Below are 16,592 nucleotides of genomic sequence, written 5' to 3' on the forward strand. Positions count from 1 at the left end.
TCCTCGGCGGCGCGGGCCGGGCTGTCAACTGAGCGCATCGCTTCCCCTGTCTGCCTCGGGTATCGGCACGACGCGCACCTCGGTGTCGAAACCGCGCAGCGCGTCCAGTTCCGCCTCCGGTGTGGCGGCATCGGTGATGACCAGGTCGTAGGCACCCACGTCGCCGTGCGCGAACGGGGAGGTCCGGCCGAACTTGGAGTGGTCGACCAGCAGCACGTTGCGCTCCGCGCGCCCGACGATGCGCTCCTTGATCTCGGCGTAGTCCCGGACCGGGTGGAACAGGTGGCCTTCGGTGACGGTCGTGGCCGACACGAACGACACGTCGGCGCGCAGCCCGGACAGCGCTTCCAGCACCTCCGGACCGGTGCACGAGTCGAACTCGGCGCGGTAGCGGCCGCCCAGCAGACCAACCTCGTGCCCGGCTCCGGCGAGGATCTTCGCGACGGTCAACGAGTTGGTGAACACCCGCAGCGACTCGACCTCGGCGACCCGGCGGGCCAGCGGGAACACCGTGCTGGAGTCGTCGATCAGCAGCGTCATGCCCGGCTCGACCTCGGTGACGGCCGCGGCGGCCAGCGCTTCCTTCTCGGCGACCTGCAGGCTGACCCGGAAGCGCGTCGCGGTCTCCAAGGTCAGCGACGGGTAGGCGGTCACCCGACCGCGCAGTTTGCGCACCAGCCGACGCTCGACGAGCGCGTCGAGGTCGCGGTGCATCGTCATCAGGCTGACCTCGAAGTGCCCGGCGAGATCGGTGATGCGGACCTCGCCGTGCTCGACGACCCGTCGCAGCACGTCCTGCCGCCGCTGCTCGACCACGGCGTCCGGTGGCCGTGCCCTGCCCACCACCGCTACTCCTGCGGTCGAACGACGGCCTTGACCGCCGTTTCGTCGCGGTCCTGCTCGACCTCGGGGAGCCCGAACCGGTGCGTGACCAGCCGGTCCAACCCGACGTCCCGCACACCCCGCATCGTCTTCGTCGACGTCAAAACCGCTCCCGAGGTCGCTCTCGCTCTTAACACATTTTCTGAGAAGTCCTCGTACTACTCAAGCACGTCCAGGTATCGGAAGGAGGACCCGGGACGCGCGGGGGAGCACCGGGTTGCTCAGCAGTGCGCAATCCAACGGTTCGTGCAACATCGGCAACCGTCGTGGTGCCGGGGCGTCTTTCGGGGTGCAAGGGGGACGAACGACAGCACTGACAAGGGGACTTCAACCATGAGCAAGCTCTTCCGCCGGAGTGTCATCGGTGCCTCGCTCGCGGTCGTCGCGGCGGGCGCGGTCGGATTCGGCGCCAGTCAGGCCGTCGCCAACCCGTCGGACCTGCCGCCGAGCGCTTGCGCGGACGGTGGCTTCACCGGAACCATCACGCCGGCCGACAGCACCGCGGGCCACACCCACTACAAGGTCACGCTCACCGCGAACGACGGAACCTCGGCGTGCACGCTGGCCGGTTCGCCCGCTGACCTGGTGTTCTTCCGCGGTGAGGCGCCCCTCGGCGTGGAGGTCCAGCCGTACGGGCAGCCCGAGGACGTCGCCTTCGGCCCCGGCGCCCCGGTCCACTTCGACATCCAGGTGCCCAACAGCGACGGTGGCGCCCCCGGCGACCGCGTGACCTTCCAGCTGCCGGTGCACGACGGTTCCGTTCCGGGCAACGGCACGGCGGTCGGCGGGATCGCCGTCGACGCCGGCACCCAGGTCGGCCCGATCCGGGCCGGCGCCTGACATCTCCCCAGAGGGCGGGGCCGGATCGCGACTGGCCCGTCTTTCGGCTCAGGTGCGGAGCGGTGTGGCTCGCTATCCCCAGTAGATGCGGTGATGACGCATCTGCCGTCCTCGCAGGTGCATGACCTCCACTGTTCGGTGACGGCCGACGCGTGATCGCGGTAGGGGACGCGCGGCGTGATGCCGTCGAGCAGAAGCGGCAGACTGGGGGCATGGCGAATCGACTCGCGGGCGCGACCAGCCCCTACCTGCTCCAGCACGCCGACAACCCGGTCGACTGGTGGCCCTGGTCGCCGGAGGCGTTCGCCGAAGCCCGACGCCGTGACGTGCCGGTTCTGCTGTCCGTCGGCTACGCCGCCTGCCACTGGTGCCACGTGATGGCGCACGAGTCCTTCGAGGACGCCGAGACGGCTCGGCTGATGAACGAGCACTTCGTCAACGTCAAGGTGGACCGCGAGGAGCGGCCGGACATCGACGCGGTCTACATGGAAGCCACCCAGGCCATGACCGGACAGGGCGGCTGGCCGATGACCTGCTTCCTCACCCCGGACGGCGAGCCGTTCCACTGCGGCACCTACTACCCGGCGTCGCCGATGTCCGGGATGCCGTCGTTCCAGCAGCTCCTGGACGCCGTGGCGCAGGCGTGGAACGGCCGCGGCGACGAGGTCCGCAAGGCCGCGAGCCGGGTGGTCGAGCAGCTGTCCGCGCAGCGCGCGCCGCTCCCGGAGTCCATCTTGGACGAAGAGGTGCTGGCCGGGGCGGTCTCCCGGCTGCACGCCGAGTTCGACGCCGCGCACGGCGGATTCGGCGGTGCGCCGAAGTTCCCGCCGTCGATGGTGCTGGAGTTCCTGCTGCGCCACCACGAACGGCTCGGCGAACCGGGCAGCGGGCACTCCGCGTTGGAGCTGGCCAAGGACACCAGCGAAGCGATGGCTCGCGGCGGCATCTACGACCAGCTCGCGGGCGGGTTCGCGCGCTACGCCGTCGACAACGCCTGGGTGGTCCCGCACTTCGAGAAGATGCTCTACGACAACGCCCTGCTGCTCCGCGCGTACGCGCACCTGGCGCGGCTCGGCGATCCGCTCGGTGAGAGGGTGACCCGCGAGACGGCCGAGTTCCTGCTGACCGATCTACGCACGCCGGAAGGCGGCTTCGCGGCATCGCTGGACGCCGACACCGAGGGCGCCGAAGGCCTGACCTACGTCTGGACGCCGGATCAGCTGCGCGAGGTGCTCGGAGCGGAGGACGGCGACTGGGCGGCGGAGCTGCTGGAGGTGACCGAGGCGGGCACCTTCGAGCACGGCACCTCGACCTTGCAGCTCAAGCGCGACCCTGACGATGCGGCCCGCTGGCGGCGGGTCCGCGACAGCCTCCGCGAAGCCCGCGACCGCCGCCCGCAGCCGGGTAAGGACGACAAGGTCGTCACCGCGTGGAACGGCATGACCATCACAGCGCTGGTGGAAGCCGCCGCAGCGCTCGACGAACCCAGTTGGCTGGAAGCGGCTTCGGCTGCCGCTGACCTGCTGCTCTCGCTGCACCTGGTGGACGGCCGCCTGCGCCGGACCTCGCGGAACGGGGCGGTCGGAACCGCCGCGGGCGTGCTCGAGGACTACGGCTGCTTCGCGGACGGCCTGCTCTCGCTGCATCAGGCCACGGCCGACCCGCGCTGGCTGGACGCGGCTTGCGAGCTGCTCGACACGGCGCTGGACCAGTTCGCCGACACCGAGTACCCGGGAACCTTCCACGACACCGCGGCCGACGCGGAAGCGCTGGTCCGCCGCCCCTCCGACCCGACCGACAACGCGAGCCCCTCCGGGGCCGCTGCGCTCACCTCCGCCCTGCTCGCCGCTGCCGCGCTCGCCGGCGCGGAGCGCACAGCGCGCTACCGCAGCGCTACGGAGCAGGCGCTGTCGCGCGCCGGACTGCTCGCGCAGCGAGCGCCCCGCTTCGCGGGCCACTGGCTCAGCGCGGCGGAAGCGCGCGCCCACGGGCCGCTGCAGGTCGCGGTCGTCGGCGCAGCCGACAACGCCGACCGGGCGGCGCTGCTCGCCGCAGCGCGGCGGCGCGCCCCAGGCGGAGCCGTGGTGGTCGCGGGGGAGCCGGAGGCGACCGGCGTGCCGCTGCTGGCCGGCAGGCCGCTGGTCGGCGGAGCCGCGGCGGCTTACGTGTGCCGCGGTTACGTCTGCGACCGCCCGGTCACCGAACCCGAAGATCTCCCACTCTAAAACCCGGTGGCCTGGGGCAGGCGGGTCTGATCCACTGAGCCGGTGAGGATCCGGAATGTCGGGGAAGCCGAGCTGGGGCGACTGCAGGAGATCGAGGTCTCCGCGGGGGAGGCGTTCCGGGAGATCGGCATGCCGGACATCGCCGACGACCCACCGCCGCCGGTCGACGCCCTGGCCGAGTACCAGCGAGCCGGGCGGGCCTGGGTGGCCGAGGTCGACGCCGAGGCGGTGGCCTACATCCTGGTCGAGCTGATCGACGGCAACGCCCACATCGCGCAGGTCAGCGTGCACGCCGACCACGCGCACCAGGGGATCGGCCGCCAGTTGCTGGAGCACGTCGAATCGTGGGCCCGGGAGCGCGGTCTACCTGCGCTGACGCTGACCACGTTCCGGACGGTGCCGTGGAATGCGCCGTACTACGCGCGGCTCGGCTTCCAGGAGATCGACGCCGCCACCCCGGAACTGGCCGCGCTCGTCGCCCACGAGGCGGAACTGGGCCTGGACCCGGCCAAACGGGTCTGCATGCGTCGACACGTGTCGTGAGCGGCGACGGCCGCAAGAGCCACCCATCGCCGCTCACGACCAGGTCAGGCGTAGAGGGCGAGCCAGATAGCGATGTGGTGGCAGATCGCAGCCGCCGAGACCGCCGCGTGGAAGAACTCGTGGTACCCGAAGGTCTTGGGCCACGGGTCCGGCCAGCGGCACGCGTAGAAGATCGCACCGGCGGTGTAGAGCAGACCGCCGACCACCAGCAGCACCAGTGCCGCGAGCCCGGCGTTGTGCAGCAGGTCGGGCAGCACGAACACCGCGACCCAGCCCAGCGCGATGTACACCGGCACGCCGACCCAGCGCGGCGCGTTCGGCCAGGCGAGCTTCAGGATCACGCCGCCCAGCGCGCCACCCCAGACGATCGCCAGCACCATGGCCCCCGTGGTCGGCTGCATCGCGACCATCGCGAGCGGGGTGTACGTACCGGCGATGAACAGGAAGATCATCGAGTGGTCGAGCCGTCGCATCCAGGTGCGGGCGCCGACGGTCTTCCACGTCTTGCGGTGGTAGAGGGCGCTGACGCCGAACAGGCCGAGCACGGTCGCCACGTAGATCGAGGTGCCCACCGCCGCGCGCGCGGACACGGTCGCGGCGGCGAGCGTGATCAGCGTGGTGCCGGAGGCGATCGACACCACCAGCGACCAGAAGTGGATCCAGCCGCGCATCCGCGGTTTGACGAACGCGGTCGGGCGGCGGGCGGAGAGGGCGCTAGTCACACCTCGAGGTTACGGGACCGTAAGTTTTCGCCGAGCGTGATCCGCACTGCATCCGCCCGTGCGCTCCGGGCTACCCGAGCACCGGGTCTGACCGGATCCGCGTACGCTCAGCCGACGTGGCGTTCAAGGTTCGGTTGAAAGAACTCATCTACGGCGTCTACGAGCGACGACTCCGCCGGAAGCTGGACGGTGTGCAGCATCCCCGGCACGTCGGCGTCATCCTGGACGGAAACCGCAGGTGGGCGAGGGAAGCCGGGCTGGACGCCGCGCGCGGCCACCAAGCCGGGGCTCGCAAGATCGCCGAGCTGCTGGGCTGGTGCGAAGAGGCCGAGGTCGAGGTGGTCACGCTGTGGCTGCTCTCCACCGACAACCTCAACCGCACCCCCGACGAGCTCAACGCGCTGATGGAGATCATCGCCGGAGTCGTCGACGAGCTGACCCATCCGGACACGCCCTGGCGGGTGCGGATCGTCGGTGCGCTGGACGTGCTGCCGACGGAGACCGCGGCGCGCCTGTCCGCCGCCGCGCTGCGCACCAAGGGCCGCACGGGCATGCAGGTCAACGTGGCGGTCGGCTACGGCGGCCGCCGGGAGATCGCCGACGCGGTGCGCAAGCTGCTGCAGTGGCACGCCGAGGCGGGCACCACCATCGAGGAACTGGCCGAGGTGCTGACGGTCGACCACATCGCCGAGCACCTCTACACCTCCGGCCAACCCGACCCCGACCTGCTGATCCGCACCTCGGGTGAGCAGCGGTTGTCCGGCTTCATGCTGTGGCAGTCCGCGCACTCCGAGTTCTGGTTCACCGAGGCCTACTGGCCTGCCTTCCGTCGCGTCGACTTCCTCCGCGCCTTGCGTGACTACGCGGTCCGCCACCGCCGCTTCGGCGGCTGACGTCGGACAAGCAGGAAGGCCAGGTCGCGAGCGACCTGGCCTTCCTGCTTGGGACTACTGCTCAGTGCTTGGGGTGGTCGATGATCGGGGCGTTCACGCAGTGGTTCAGCTGCGGGGACAGGATCGGCACGACCGCGCCGAGGACCGCGACGTTGTTGCCGCAGGCCTGGATCGGCAGGACGCTGGCGTTGTTGTCGTTCAGGATGTTGATGCCGTCGTTGTGCGCGCTGTCGGCGTTGGCGACGGGGGCGAGGGCCAGCAGACCGGCGGCAGCACCGGCGACAATAGCTGCCTTCTTCAGCATTTATTCACTCTCCTTCGAATACCGCGGGATTCGGAGCGCACGCCATCGGGTTCGACTAAAACCCAAGGCGGCTACCGAGTGTGGTGTCGACTCGCCGGAAACTCATCGCGGCAGGCCGAACACCTAAACTTTTAACCCAATTGTGTGACGCGGCGGATCAGCGGGTGACGGATGAATTGGTGGCATTCGGCGCTCCGGTTAACGGGCGCGCAAAAAGAAGCGTCGGGTGAAGGCCCGACGCCCTTTTTGCCACCGGATTCCACGCAGCAGCTCCGGTGATCCGCTCGCCTCGATCAGCCCTTGGGGTGGTCGACGATCGGAGCGTTCACGCAGTGGTTCAGCTGCGGGGACAGGATCGGCACGACCGCACCGAGCACGGCGACGTTGTTGCCGCAGGCCTGGATCGGCAGGACGCTCAGGTTGTTGTCGTTCAGGATGTTGATGCCGTCGTTGTCCGCGCTGTCGGCGTTGGCGACGGGAGCCAGGGCGAGCAGACCGGCAGCGGCACCGGCAACAATCGCAGCTTTCTTCAGCACTTCGTTGCTCCTTGTTGGATGGGATGACGCGAGCGCCCCCTTGATCCCTCGGCTACGCACCCCATACTTAGCCGACGGGAGAACACTCGGCGTGAAACATATACATCGAATCGGCCAAAACCTACCTCGTTACCACCATTGTGTGATTTATTTGCGCGGCGTCATCGGACTTATCGTTGCCCAGGCAAATTCATCGAGAACTCGAGCGGCGATCCGACCCCGCTTCGAGCAGGCGTAGTGTCCGGACGTGGACTCCGAATCGCTCGCGGCCGAATACGTCCTGCTCGGGCTCAGATTCGACCGGCTGGTTCGAGGCTTCGCAGACTCCTACACCGGTGACCCGGCCTTGCGGCGCAAAGTCGCCGCCGAATCGCCGCCGGACCCGGCGCGGCTCGCCGCCGATGCGAACCGCCTGCGTGCCGACGTCGCCACCGCTGATCTCGCCGAACCGCGCCGCCGCTTCCTCACCGCGCAGCTGACCGCGCTGGAGTGCTCCGGCCGCAAGCTGGCGGGGGCGGAACTGCCGTTCGTCGCCGAGGTCGAGGCGTGCTTCCAGGTGACGCCAACGATGGGGGATTCCGACGAGTATCGGACCGCGCACCGCGAGCTCGGCGCGCTGCTGCCCGGGCGAAGCTCGCTGGCCGAGCGGCTGCGCGCGGTCCGCCGTCGCGACCTGGTGCCGGGGGATCGGCTCGCGGTGGCGGTTGAAGCGGTCTCGAGCGCGCTGCGGGATCAGGTGCGCGCCCGGTTCGAGCTGCCGGTCGGCGAGACCGTCGAATACCGGATCGTGTCGGACAAGCCGTGGGTCGGGTTCAGCCACTACGCCGGCGGATTCCGCTCGAAGGTCGCGATCAACGCCGACATCGGGCACCGCGCGTCCACCCTGCCGCAGCTCGTCGCGCACGAGGCCTACCCCGGGCACCACACCGAGCACTGCCGCAAGGAGGCCGGACTCGCGCTGCGGGACGGGCAGGCCGAGCACACCATCTTCCTGATCAACACCCCGCAGTGCGTGCTCGCCGAAGGCCTCGCCGACCTGGGGCTGTACGCCGTGGTCGGGCCGGGCTGGGGGCATTGGGCGGCCGAGATCTTCGCCGACCTGGGTATCCGGCTGGACGGCGAGCTGGCGGAGCGGATCGACGCGGTGCTGCTCGACCTGCTGCCGGTCCGCCAGGACGCGTTGCTGATGCTGCACAGCGGCGCGGATGAGACCGACGTCGTCGCGCACCTGCAGCGGTGGCTGCTGATGCCGGAGCAGCGCGCCCGGCACCTGGTGCGGTTCATGCGCGATCCGCTCTGGCGGGCTTACACCGCGACTTACGTCGAGGGTTACCGGTTGCTGAGGCGGTGGTTGGACGAGCGCCCCGTGAACACATCGCGCACCGATCGTTACCGGCGGTTGCTTGACGAGCCGTTGGTGCCTGAATCGGTCCGCTCCGAACTCGTCACGCAGGTGTGAGGCCGGAATTCACGCGAACGGATCAGTGATGATCACTGGCAGTGTTGGGTCGCCGCCGAGGTGGGGCGCCGCTCTGACCTGCTGCGGTCGGCTTCTCCGCGGCGTTGGAACGGGCCGTGACCAGCACCGGTTTCCCGTGCAGATGAAGGGAAAACGACGATTCGCTGAATCACCTGTGTGGCTGCCTGCCGAGAAGCGATCGCGCAGGTAGCGTGCGCTGTTGACGGGCCGTTCTCTCCTGCAAGTCCGTACGCGGCCCGTCCGGGAGGCCCTGATCGTGGCGGTTGGCTGGAGCGGACGGTTACCCCGTCCACCTTGGTCGCGATGGGCCGGTGCACGGCCCTGCGGTCACGGCGGACGAGGCGGTCCGGCCGGCGCGCGACGGGGCCAGGCCCGGCCCGCCGACGAGCGGGTGTGCACGCCACGCCCGCGAGGGAGTAGCCGTGACCGCACGACGTTCCCAGCCAGAAGCGGAAGAAGCCCGAGCACTCAGCGGCGATTCCGCGCGCACCGTGCCACCCGGTAGAACCGAGGTCCGCACGTACGTGCTGGACACCTCGGTGCTGCTGTCCGATCCGTGGGCGATGTCCCGCTTCGCCGAGCACGACGTGGTGCTCCCGGTGGTGGTGATCAGCGAGCTCGAGGCCAAGCGCCACCACCCGGAACTGGGGTGGTTCGCCCGGGAGAGCCTTCGCGGGCTCGACGAACTCCGGATACGGCACGGACGGCTGGACCATCCGGTTCCGGTCGGAACATCAGGTGGACACCTGCACGTCGAGCTCAACCACTCGGACCCGCAGGTGTTGCCGCCCGGATTCCGCACCGACTCCAACGACGCCCGCATCCTGGCCTGCGCGCTGAACCTGGCCGCCGAAGGGCACCAGGTCACGCTGGTCACCAAGGACATGCCACTGCGGGTCAAGGCCGCGTCGGTGGCGTTGGACGCCGAGGAGTACCGGGCACAGGACGTGGTCCCGTCCGGTTGGACCGGCGTGGCCGACGTCGAGGTGCCGGGCGATTCGGTGGACGCGCTGTTCAAGGAGGGCGTCGCCGATCTCGACGAAGCGCGGGACCTGCCGCCGAACACCGGCGTCCGGCTGCTGGCCGGATCGCAGAGCGCGCTGGGCCGGGTGACCGCGGACAAGCAGGTCAAGCTGGTGCGCGGCGACCGGGAAGCGTTCGGTCTCCACGGCCGCTCCGCGGAACAGCGGATCGCCCTGGATCTCCTGCTCGACCCGGAGGTCGGCATCGTCTCGCTGGGCGGCCGAGCGGGAACCGGCAAGTCCGCGCTCGCGCTGTGCGCGGGCCTGGAGTCCGTCCTGGAACGCCAGCAGCACCGAAAGGTCGTGGTGTTCCGCCCGGTCTACGCCGTCGGCGGCCAAGAACTCGGCTACCTGCCAGGAACCGAGAACGAGAAGATGGCTCCCTGGGCCCAAGCGGTCTTCGACACCCTCGGTGCTCTGGCCGGTGAAAACGTCCTGGACGAGGTCATGGACCGAGGCATGCTCGAGGTCCTGCCCCTCACCCACATCCGAGGCCGCTCGCTCCACGACGCCTTCGTCATCGTCGACGAAGCCCAGTCCCTGGAGCGAAACGTCCTCCTGACCGTCCTCTCCAGACTCGGCGCGAACTCCCGCGTCGTCCTGACCCACGACGTCGCCCAACGCGACAACCTCCGAGTTGGCCGCCACGACGGCGTCGCCGCGGTGATCGAGAAGCTCAAGGGGCACCCCCTGTTCGCGCACGTCACCCTGACGCGCTCGGAACGCTCCCCGATCGCAGCTCTGGTCACCGAACTCCTGGAGGGCGATTTCACTCCCTGACGAACCGGTGAAGGGCACTTCTGAGCTGATCAGAGGTGCCCTTCGCGCATCACCAGCCGGTCGGGAGCGGGCGGCCTTCGGCGAAGCCGGCTGCGGACTGGATGCCGACCAGGGCCTGGGCGTAGAACTCCTCGAGGGTGCGGGCGCCTGCGTAGGTGCAGGACGAGCGCAGGCCCGAGGTGATCTGGTCCAGGAGGTCCTCGACGCCGGGGCGCTGCGGGTCCAGGCGCATCCGGGAGCTGGAGATGCCCTCTTCGAACAGGGCCTTGCGGGCCTGGTCGTAGACGCTGTCGGTGCGGGTCCGGGCCGACACCGCGCGCTTGGACGCCATGCCGAAGGACTCCTTGTAGGCCCGGCCGTGCTCGTCGCGCTGCAGGTCACCGGGGGATTCGTAGGTGCCGGCGAACCACGAGCCGACCATCACCGACGCCGCGCCCGCGGCCAGCGCCAGCGCGACGTCGCGCGGGTGCCGGACACCGCCGTCGGCCCAAACGTGCTTGCCGAGTTTGCGGGCCTCGGCCGCGCACTCGGCGACAGCGGAGAACTGCGGCCGGCCGACGCCGGTCATCATCCGCGTCGTGCACATCGCGCCCGGACCGACGCCGACCTTGATCACGTCGGCACCGGCTTCGACGAGGTCGCGCACGCCTTCGGCGGTCACCACGTTCCCAGCCACCAACGGCACCTGCGGCGACACCGAGCGGACCGCCTTGAGTGCGGTGATCATCTTCTTCTGGTGGCCGTGCGCGGTGTCCACGACCAGCGCGTCCACCCCGGACTCCAGCAGTGCGGCGGCCTTGACCGCGACGTCGCCGTTGACGCCGACCGCCGCGGCGACCCGCAGTCGGCCCTCGCCGTCGAGCGCGGGGGAGTAGATCTCGGCGCGCAGCGCACCGCGGTGGGTCATGATCCCGGCCAGGCGGCCGTCGGCGTCGACCGCGATCGCGACGTTGCGGGCATGCTTGTCCAGCTGCTCGAACACCTCGCGCGGCTTGGTCTCCAGCGGCAGCACGACGGGGTGCTCGTCGGCGACCTCGCCGACGCGCGCGAACCGGTCGACGCCCGTGCACGCGGCCTCGTCGACGACGCCGACCGGCCGGTTGTCGTCGTCCACGACGACCACGGCGCCGTGCGCGCGCTTGGGCAGGAGGTTGAGCGCGTCGGCCACGGCGTCGTCGGCGTGCACCACCAGCGGGGTGTCCCAAACCGGGTGCCGGGCCTTGACCCAGGAGACGATCTCGGCGACCACGGACGGATCAACGTCCTGCGGCAGCACGACGAGCCCGCCGCGCCGAGCAACGGTCTCGGCCATCCGGCGACCGGCCACGGCGGTCATGTTCGCGACGACGATCGGCAGGGTGGCTCCGGTGCCATCGCTGGTGGCCAGGTCCACGTCGAAGCGGGACTCGACCCCGGAGCGCCGCGGCGCCAGGAAAACGTCGTCGTAGGTCAGGTCAGTGGTGGGCTGCTGCCCGTTCAAGAAGTGCACGTCTGCCCACCATACGGCCTCAACTGCCCCCAGTCGCCCGCAAACGCCAGCCGCGCTAAGTTGACCGCAGCCATGCTCTGCTGGGGTGTGGAAGTAAGCCGGGACCCCCGCCGGAGGCGGGATCCCGGCCTCTGCGTTTCTGGGGCCGTCCAAACCAAGATCACCGAATCGGTTGATGGTCCTGCGGTTGATGAACTAGTGCGAGCCGTGTTTATACTGACCTTGGCTGCGCTCTGTTGGGGCGTGGAAGTACGCCGGGTGTGCCCGCTGTATTGTGGGACCCCGGCCTCTGCGTTTCTTGGGTGGATTTCATTTGATCTCGATGAATTGCAGTTGTGTCGTGCTGTCGAGCTGCTCCAGGTAATCGAGTTCGCCCCGCTGCGCCGTGAGCACAGATCCGCATGCGATGTCGGCGAGCCAGAGCAAGATCTCATGGTCGCCGAGTGCGAAGTTCACTTGGATTCGTGAGATCAACTTCTTGCGGCGGCACGCGTCCACCATGTCGATGTCGTGTCTGTCGTTGACGCGCTGCCTTGCTTCGAAGGTCACTGTGTTGACACCTGTGCATTCAAGTAGAGGCAACAGGCATTCGAGGCATTTTCGGCGAGCTCGCTCGGCGCCCTTTGTCCGTCCTTGGCCGATGACAGCCAAGTGTCTCACTGGTAGTGAGCTGAGAACTTTGGCGAACTTGCGGCGGTGTTCGGGGTCGGACCTGTGCCAGTGGAGCTTGCCAAGGCCCGCGTGCAGCTCTCGGAGCGTGCAGCGGATTTCTTCGGCATTGGTCAGGTCGACGATGCTGGCGGTGAGGATGTAGACGCCGATGGTGAGGTCGTAGGACTCGTCGACGTAGGCGTGGACGAACACGGGTGCAGTGAATCGGGAACTTCAGTTCGAGATCAAATCCGTACACCCGAAGGTGATTCAAAATCGCCGCTGATAGTTTCGCCGGCGGCTGCGCACCGAGGTGCGTGGAAGTACGCCGGGACTCCCCGCCGGATGGTGGGACCCCGGTCTCTGAGTTTTTACGCTTCTTCTTCCGTCAAGGGTTCGAAGGAGCTGTAGGCCTGGTAATTGCGGAAGAAGCGGCTGTAGATTTCCGTGCCGTCGTCGAAGGTCGCATCTTCGACGGGTTTTACCTCGACTACCTGCTTCAGCTTCCAGGTGATCTGTTCGTGGTTCTCGTTCTGGTAGCTGGTTTCCTGTTGCTTGCCGTGATCGGTGGCCTTTTCCGCGGCTTCTTCTTCCGATTCGGCCTTCAGCAGCACGAAGGATTCCTCGTACAGCGGCTGGTGGTCGGCGGCGTCCGACGTCGCTTCCAGGAGCAGGACCGCGACGTAGTAGTCCAGTTCGACGGCGCGCTCGTCCTGCTGGAATTCTCGAGGGTCGAGGGGGCCGATGTTGATCGATCCGATCGCGTCGAAGTCGTCACTGCTCATGCCCCCAGGATCTCACCCGCCGGGGAGCAGGGCGCGCACCGCCTCGATGCTGTCGGCCGACGCCGCGTCCTTGTCCGGGCGGTAGCGCAGCACGCGGGCGAAGCGCAGCGCGACACCGCCGGGGTAGCGAGGGCTGGTCTGCACGCCGTCTAGCTCGATCTCCACCACGAGTTCGGGCGCGATGTGCACGGTCCAGTCGTCGTGGTGGGTTTCCCGGCGCTGGAACTCCTCGGTCTGCCAGGCCAGCAGCTCGTCGGTCAGGCCCTTGAAGGTCTTGCCGACCATGATCGGCGGTCCGCCGTCCGGGTCGCGGGCGCCGAGGTGCAGGTTGGACAGGTAGCCGCGGCGTCGGCCGTGGCCCCATTCGGCGGCGAGCACGATCAGGTCGAGCGTGTGCTCGGGTTTCACCTTCCGCCACGCGCGGCCGCGCCGTCCGGCGGCGTAGCCGGAGTCGAGGTCCTTGACCATGACGCCTTCGTGCCCGTTGGCCAGCGCCTCCTCGAAGAGCGCGGCCGCGCTTTCAGCGGTCGCAGTGGCGGGAATCCGTTGCTGCGGAGCGACTTTCGCGAGTGCGTCGAGCCGGTCGCGCAGCGGTAGGTCGACCAGGTCGGTGCCGTCGAGGTGCAGGCAGTCGAAGAAGTACGGGTGCAGCAGGAGTTCTCGCGAGTTCTGCGCGCCGAAGCGGCTCATCGTCTCCTGGAACGGTCGTGGTCGGCCGCCGTCGTCGAGGGCGAGGGTTTCGCCGTCGAGCACCACCGATCGGCAGTTCAGGCCGCGCACCAGATCGACGAGTTCCGGGACGCTGCGGGTGATCTCGCGCAGCGTGCGGGTGTAGACGTGCACCTCGTCGCCGCTGCGGTGCACCTGGATGCGCGCACCGTCCAATTTGTACTCGACGGTCACTTCGCCCAGCTCGGCGAGCGCGGCGTCCAGGGACTCGGCGGGCGAAGCCAGCATCGGCCGTACCGGGCGCCCCACCTCCAGGCGGAACTCGCCGAGCGCCGGTTCGCCGCCGAGCAAAGCTGCCTCGGCGGTCGCGGGCAACCGGCCGGAGAGCATGAACGCGCGCCGCACTCCTTCGGCCGGCACGCGCGCGGCCGCGGCGATGGCCTCGATCATCACGCCTTCCAATGCGCCCTGCCGGAGCTCTCCGCCGAACAGCCGCACCAGGAACTCCTGCTCGGCAGTGGTCGCCTTGCCGAGCAGTCCGGTCAACGCCTCGGCGCGGCGCTGTCCAGAGCCCGAACCCTTGATCAGCCGCACTTCGTCGATCGCGGAGTCGACGTCGCCGATGGTCAGCGTCGGCTCGGGCGCCGGGTCGACGTCCAGCGCGGCCAGCGTTGACCAGCCCACGCCGGCTCGCCCGCCGGGCAGCTCACCGGTCAGCAGAGCCGTCGCCGGGCGGACCTCCTCGGCGTCGAGGCGGCCGAGGAGTCCGGCGATCGAGGCGGTCTTCGCCTTGCGGGAGCGAGTAGCGGCGACTTCGCACGAGGTCGTCACCACGTCCGCGAGCAGCACCATGCGTTCATGGTGCGCGCATCCACCGACAACCGCGATGACACCGACGGGCAGCGATGTGTTCCGCGGCACGGACTGGAACGGCGGTGGCGTTGCCGGACAGCTCTTCATCGAAGGCTCTTCGGGGCCGCAGCTTCCGGAAACAGGTGGCAGCGGGCAGGGCCCTCGTCGGGTGTGCCGACCTGCGGGCGGCGCTGTAACGGGTGCTGGCCGGGTGCCGGGGTGGAAGCGGTCGAGGAGACCTCGACGCGGGTGACGGTCGCGCACACCGCGCACGACGACGACCGGCTGACCTTCGGCCCGAGCACCGGCGAACTGCTGGCCGCCAGAGGTGCTGGCAGCGACGTGGAGTGCCCGAGGAGCTGGAGCGCGAGGACGTCCAAGACCTGCCCTGCGGGCCGTGAGCACTTCGGGCTGCCACAGCGACCCGAAGTGCTCACGGACCCGTCAGCTCACTTGCCAGTGGCCATGCGGAGGACGTCGAGCGCTTCGTCGAGCTGCTCGACGGTGAGCTTGCCGGAGTCGACGTGGCCGCGTTCCAGGACGACCTCGCGGATCGTCTTGCGCTCCTTGAGGGCCTGCTTGGCGACCGCCGCGGCCTCCTCGTAGCCGATGTAGCGGTTCAGCGGCGTGACGATCGCCGGCGAGCCCTCGGCGTAGGCCCGGGCCTGCTCGACGTTGACCTGCACGTCGGCGAAGACCTTGTCGGCCAGCAGGCGCGACACCGCGGCCAGCAGCCGCGCCGACTCGAGCACGTTGCGGGCGATCACCGGCAGCATCACGTTGAGCTGGAAGTTGCCCTGCAACCCGGCGAAGGCCACCGCCGCGTCGTTGCCGATCACCTGCGCGACGACCTGGAGGGTCGCCTCCGGGATCACCGGGTTGACCTTGCCCGGCATGATCGACGAACCGGGCTGCAGGTCCGGCAGCGCCAGCTCGGCCAGGCCGGTGCGCGGGCCGGAACCCAGCCACCGCAGGTCGTTGGCGATCTTGGTCAGGCTGACCGCGACGGTGCGCAGGTGCCCGGAGGTCTCCACCACCGAGTCCTGCGCGGCCTGCGCCTCGAAGTGGTCGCGCGCCTCGGTCAGCGGCAGGCCGGCGACCTCCGCCAGCTCCGCGGACACCGCCTCGCCGAAGCCGTCCGGCGCATTGAGACCGGAGCCCACGGCGGTGCCGCCGATCGGCAGCTCGCCCAGTCGCGGCAGGCCGCTGCGCAGCCGCTCGACGCCGTAGCGGACCTGCGACGCCCACGCACCGGCCTCCTGGGCCAGCGTGATCGGCACCGCGTCCATCAGGTGCGTGCGGCCGGACTTGACCACCTCGGTCCACTCGGCGGCGCGGGCCTCGACGGTGGCCGCCAGGTGCTCCAGGGCCGGGATGACGTCGGTCAGCACGGCCTCGGTGGCGGCGACGTGGATCGTTGTCGGGAAGGTGTCGTTGGACGACTGCGAGGCGTTGACGTGGTCGTTGGGGTGCACGTCGCGGCCCAGCCGGCGCGAAGCCAGGGTCGCGATGACCTCGTTGGCGTTCATGTTCGACGACGTGCCGGAGCCGGTCTGGAACACGTCGATCGGGAAGTGCGCGTCGTGCGCGCCTTCGGCGACCTCATCGGCCGCGGCGGCGATCGCCTCGGCGACGTCGGCGTCGAGCACCCCCAGTCGAGCGTTGACCCGGGCGGCGGCGGCCTTGAGCAGGCCGAGCGCGCGGATCTGGGCGCGTTCCAGACTGCGCCCGGAGATCGGGAAGTTCTCCACGGCCCGCTGCGTCTGCGCGCGGTACAGGGCGTCGGCGGGCACCCGCACCTCGCCCATCGTGTCGTGTTCGATCCGGTACTCCTGTTCACCCATGACAGGAGTGTCCCGCTGCGATGACCATCGGGGCAGCGTGGGCCGCCCCACTCATCGCCTGCGACCAGCCGAAAA

17 protein-coding genes are annotated in these 16,592 nt (G+C 69.4%); 6 read left to right on the top strand and 11 right to left on the bottom strand.

The window, feature by feature from the left end; all coding sequences use genetic code 11:
• Positions 1–24: 24 nt before the first annotated feature.
• Both ACWCO2_RS03625 and ACWCO2_RS03630 read right to left on the bottom strand, forming a co-directional pair.
• Positions 25–843, bottom strand: coding sequence for a DeoR/GlpR family DNA-binding transcription regulator (locus ACWCO2_RS03625; protein WP_450126137.1), 819 nt, complete (start codon positions 841–843; stop codon positions 25–27).
• A gap of 5 nt (positions 844–848) precedes the next feature.
• Positions 849–986 carry a hypothetical protein gene (locus ACWCO2_RS03630; protein ID WP_450126138.1) on the bottom strand — a complete coding sequence of 46 codons (138 nt, stop codon included), beginning with the start codon at positions 984–986 and terminating at the stop codon, positions 849–851.
• Between the two features lie 229 nt (positions 987–1,215).
• Between ACWCO2_RS03630 and ACWCO2_RS03635 the strand changes: the two genes are divergently transcribed.
• The 3 genes from ACWCO2_RS03635 (at position 1,216) to ACWCO2_RS03645 (ending at position 4,490) form a co-directional block, all read left to right on the top strand.
• Positions 1,216–1,722: a DUF4232 domain-containing protein gene (locus ACWCO2_RS03635; protein WP_450126139.1), complete on the top strand. Its 507-nt coding sequence runs from the start codon at positions 1,216–1,218 to the stop codon at positions 1,720–1,722.
• Between the two features lie 212 nt (positions 1,723–1,934).
• Positions 1,935–3,947 carry a thioredoxin domain-containing protein gene (locus tag ACWCO2_RS03640; RefSeq protein WP_450126140.1) on the top strand — a complete coding sequence of 671 codons (2,013 nt, stop codon included), beginning with the start codon at positions 1,935–1,937 and terminating at the stop codon, positions 3,945–3,947.
• A gap of 42 nt (positions 3,948–3,989) precedes the next feature.
• A complete protein-coding gene (locus ACWCO2_RS03645) occupies positions 3,990–4,490 on the top strand; it encodes a GNAT family N-acetyltransferase (protein ID WP_450126141.1) in 501 nt (166 codons plus the stop codon).
• A gap of 44 nt (positions 4,491–4,534) precedes the next feature.
• Here the strand turns inward: ACWCO2_RS03645 and trhA are convergent, their stop codons facing one another.
• A complete protein-coding gene (trhA, locus tag ACWCO2_RS03650; protein ID WP_450126142.1) occupies positions 4,535–5,212 on the bottom strand; it encodes a PAQR family membrane homeostasis protein TrhA in 678 nt (225 codons plus the stop codon).
• Between the two features lie 116 nt (positions 5,213–5,328).
• On the opposite strand from trhA, the gene ACWCO2_RS03655 reads away from it, so the two are divergent.
• On the top strand, positions 5,329–6,105 hold the full coding sequence (locus ACWCO2_RS03655) for an isoprenyl transferase (RefSeq protein ID WP_450126143.1): 777 nt from the start codon (positions 5,329–5,331) through the stop codon (positions 6,103–6,105).
• A gap of 61 nt (positions 6,106–6,166) precedes the next feature.
• Here ACWCO2_RS03655 and ACWCO2_RS03660 read toward each other — a convergent pair whose 3' ends face one another.
• Together ACWCO2_RS03660 and ACWCO2_RS03665 are read right to left on the bottom strand one after the other, a co-directional pair.
• Entirely contained in the window at positions 6,167–6,409 is a 243-nt protein-coding gene (locus ACWCO2_RS03660) for a hypothetical protein (RefSeq protein ID WP_450126144.1), read from the bottom strand.
• A 293-nt stretch (positions 6,410–6,702) separates the two neighbouring features.
• Positions 6,703–6,945 carry a hypothetical protein gene (locus ACWCO2_RS03665; RefSeq protein WP_450126145.1) on the bottom strand — a complete coding sequence of 81 codons (243 nt, stop codon included), beginning with the start codon at positions 6,943–6,945 and terminating at the stop codon, positions 6,703–6,705.
• 247 nt (positions 6,946–7,192) lie between these two features.
• Between ACWCO2_RS03665 and ACWCO2_RS03670 the strand changes: the two genes are divergently transcribed.
• Both ACWCO2_RS03670 and ACWCO2_RS03675 read left to right on the top strand, forming a co-directional pair.
• Positions 7,193–8,404: a DUF885 domain-containing protein gene (locus tag ACWCO2_RS03670; protein WP_450126146.1), complete on the top strand. Its 1,212-nt coding sequence runs from the start codon at positions 7,193–7,195 to the stop codon at positions 8,402–8,404.
• Positions 8,405–8,916: 512 nt separating this feature from the next.
• Entirely contained in the window at positions 8,917–10,227 is a 1,311-nt protein-coding gene (locus tag ACWCO2_RS03675) for a PhoH family protein (protein WP_450126246.1), read from the top strand.
• Positions 10,228–10,276: 49 nt separating this feature from the next.
• Here ACWCO2_RS03675 and ACWCO2_RS03680 read toward each other — a convergent pair whose 3' ends face one another.
• The 6 genes from ACWCO2_RS03680 to ACWCO2_RS03705 form a co-directional block, all read right to left on the bottom strand.
• A complete protein-coding gene (locus tag ACWCO2_RS03680) occupies positions 10,277–11,716 on the bottom strand; it encodes a GuaB1 family IMP dehydrogenase-related protein (RefSeq protein ID WP_450126147.1) in 1,440 nt (479 codons plus the stop codon).
• Positions 11,717–12,025: 309 nt separating this feature from the next.
• Positions 12,026–12,580 carry a hypothetical protein gene (locus ACWCO2_RS03685; protein ID WP_450126148.1) on the bottom strand — a complete coding sequence of 185 codons (555 nt, stop codon included), beginning with the start codon at positions 12,578–12,580 and terminating at the stop codon, positions 12,026–12,028.
• 158 nt (positions 12,581–12,738) lie between these two features.
• Positions 12,739–13,152, bottom strand: a complete 414-nt coding sequence (locus tag ACWCO2_RS03690; RefSeq protein WP_450126149.1) for a DUF4288 domain-containing protein — start codon at positions 13,150–13,152, stop codon at positions 12,739–12,741.
• Between the two features lie 12 nt (positions 13,153–13,164).
• The gene (locus ACWCO2_RS03695) at positions 13,165–14,673 is read right to left on the bottom strand and encodes an ATP-dependent DNA ligase (protein WP_450126150.1); all 1,509 of its coding nucleotides are present in this window, start codon (positions 14,671–14,673) and stop codon (positions 13,165–13,167) included.
• Between the two features lie 104 nt (positions 14,674–14,777).
• A complete protein-coding gene (locus ACWCO2_RS03700; protein ID WP_450126151.1) occupies positions 14,778–15,053 on the bottom strand; it encodes a hypothetical protein in 276 nt (91 codons plus the stop codon).
• Between the two features lie 69 nt (positions 15,054–15,122).
• A complete protein-coding gene (locus ACWCO2_RS03705) occupies positions 15,123–16,517 on the bottom strand; it encodes a class II fumarate hydratase (protein WP_450126152.1) in 1,395 nt (464 codons plus the stop codon).
• Positions 16,518–16,592 lie beyond the last annotated feature (75 nt).

The organism is Saccharopolyspora sp. NPDC002376, assembly GCF_053593195.1.